Annotated in this window: 2 protein-coding genes; both read right to left on the minus strand. The window is 59.5% G+C overall.

Going from position 1 to position 2,279, the window contains the following annotated elements:
• Nucleotides 1–224 precede the first annotated feature (224 nt).
• Entirely contained in the window at nt 225–1,196 is a 972-nt protein-coding gene (locus tag KDH09_18760; protein MCB0221745.1) for a hypothetical protein, read from the minus strand.
• Nucleotides 1,196–2,083, minus strand: a complete 888-nt coding sequence (locus KDH09_18765; GenBank protein MCB0221746.1) for a TIGR02147 family protein — start codon at nt 2,081–2,083, stop codon at nt 1,196–1,198. Before KDH09_18765 ends, KDH09_18760 begins: the two co-directional genes overlap by 1 nt.
• Nucleotides 2,084–2,279 lie beyond the last annotated feature (196 nt).

A 2,279-nucleotide genomic window follows, 5' to 3' on the forward strand; every position in this document is an offset into this window, starting at 1 on the left:
ATCCTCGGTGAAGACGGCCAGTGGCTGGAGCTGGAGGGGCGGTAGGAATTTCGCCACAAGATTCGGGATGAATGTGAATGCTGTCCCCACAGCTTCACAGGGGCTCACACTATCGGAGAAACGTGCAGTGGCTCAAGGGAAAACGGCCTCAAACAGCGCCGTACGTCGCATATTCGTTCACTTTGAGTGAACATCAGACAGCGATTTTGACAAATAAATCTAATTCACGGAACCGCCTCGAATGGGTCACTGCGGTACGGAATCGGAACACAAATCGGGCTAGCTATGCATGAGTCAGCGAATGGGCTGTGACCAGCAGCATAGACTTCAACCTCCATCAGGACTTCCCCCGGATTTTGCGTAACCGGTGACTCTGCTGCAGTGTGCAGCAGAGTATGGATATCATCCGTGGCATCGAGCGGAGTACCGTTGTCGTCATAGGCAAACTCACCAACTCCAGGATCAAAGAGATCGTTCGCCATCGTGCTCAAGTTAGTCCACCGCACTCTAAAATTGAGCCCCTCAGACCCGATCAAAGAATTGGCTGACCCAAACTGTGCACTCAGTTCAAGCGAGAGTTCGATCTGGTCAGCACTGTTTGCCGTAACGACGTGTTTGGCCGGGAGACCACTGGCAGTCGGAACATGGGTATATAGCCCTGAGCTGTCAACATTGATCAGCTGCGATCCCAACTGAAAATCCGCGAGCAATGAAGAACTCACCGTGCCGAATCCGTCGCCGAAATCAGCATCGCTTAGCGCTGAATAAAATACACTCCCCGAAGAGGACCTCGATAGTGCGATATTCAAAACTTGATCGCCAATGCCTGGCGATACTGACATGTTTACCGGCAATCGGACTTCGACAGGAATCAGTGTGAACTGGTCCAGCGGTTCGACACGCAGCGTCGCCGAACGAGGCAGCGCACGTAGCGCCGGATCGGGAACGATCTGATCGACGATCTGAATCAGTTCAAACTCGACATCCTCGAACAAAGCACCGGCAGCAACCGTCACCTCCGCCCCGTCAAGCAGACTTCCCGGCATGTCCACCTTGATCGTGCCACCTTCGGGTCCGATGGTGTCCATCGCGAGCGGAATGTCCGCCGCGTTGCCCGTGCGGCTTCCGCCCTCGGAGCAGGTGCCGGTGCCGAGCACGAGGGCCAGCAGGCACAGCCAGGTAATCCAGTTTCGCATCAATCCTCCGGGGCGCGGGTGAGTGGGACGAGCTGAAAGCCCAGAAGGAGCACTTCCTCGGGTTCGCGGGGGGTGCGTTTCTTATTGTCTTCGGCCCCGCGATTGACGAAGGCCAGCACTTCTTCCTGGAAGTTCGCGATCTTCCGGCAGAGTTCCTCATAATCGGCGCGGCCGGCCGTGAAGGTCAGGCTGGTCACGTTGCGCTCGGAAGGGGCGAGCGCGTCGAGCGAGTGCTTGGCATTATCGAGCATGGCGCGATGATAGTTGCGCACCGCCAGGGAGCCAACCTGCAACGGGGTGCTGATCGTTACTTTCGCCGGGCGCAGGCGGTCGTTGCCGTCGCGCGCGATGAGGCCCACCTGCTCGAGTAGTTCGAGGGCGCGGGCGGCTTCTTCCTCGCTGATCCGGGGGAAGACGCGCGCGGCGATCCACGCCGGGTCTTCGCGGAACTCGGGCAGGAAGAGCAGCTCGCGAATGGCGAGCACGTACCACTCCGAATAGATGTCGTACTGGGCCTCGCTCAGCTCGGCGATGGCGCCGTGGCGGGACTTGCGCTTTCGCAGGCGCTGAAAGTGGCGGTTGCGTTCGCGGTCGTCCTTTGCCTGGCTGAAGAGCACGAGGATCTCGAAGACCTCGGTCTCTTCCTCGCTGAGATCCAGGCCGCGGGCAAAGCGGGAGATGGACGCCGCCGTCAGGTTGCGGCTCCCGTCGATCACGTGTTTGAGAAACGCCGGCGACTTGAACCCCGCCTTGCGCGCGAAAAAACGATAGGAGAACTTGGGGTTGCTCTGCTTGAGCCAGGCGACCCGGTCGGCCAGATAGGCCCGGTAGTCGTCGTAGCCCTCGATCTGCGGGGCTTCGATCTGCGCTTGCGCTTTCTCTGCCATGGACGCACGGAATCTTGCTACATGGCGGGGCAAGTTACCAGCGACGCGCCCGCTTGCCCTCCCCCGCCGGCGGACTATCGTTGGAAACATGCGAGCGACTTATTGCCTGAGCGCAGTGTTTCTCATCCTTTTGTTGGCGGCCCCGGCGTGGGCCCAGCTTGAGTGTGATCGCCCCGAGGTGCTCGACAGCGGGCCG

The organism is Chrysiogenia bacterium (genome assembly GCA_020434085.1).
Taxonomy (GTDB): Bacteria; JAGRBM01; JAGRBM01; order JAGRBM01; family JAGRBM01; genus JAGRBM01.

Excerpts from the sequence above, each read along its gene's own strand:
- KDH09_18760 (MCB0221745.1), bottom strand. The coding sequence starts at position 1,196 with ATGCGAAACTGGATTACCTGGCTGTGCCTGCTGGCCCTCGTGCTCGGC.
- KDH09_18765 (MCB0221746.1), bottom strand. The coding sequence starts at position 2,083 with ATGGCAGAGAAAGCGCAAGCGCAGATCGAAGCCCCGCAGATCGAGGGC.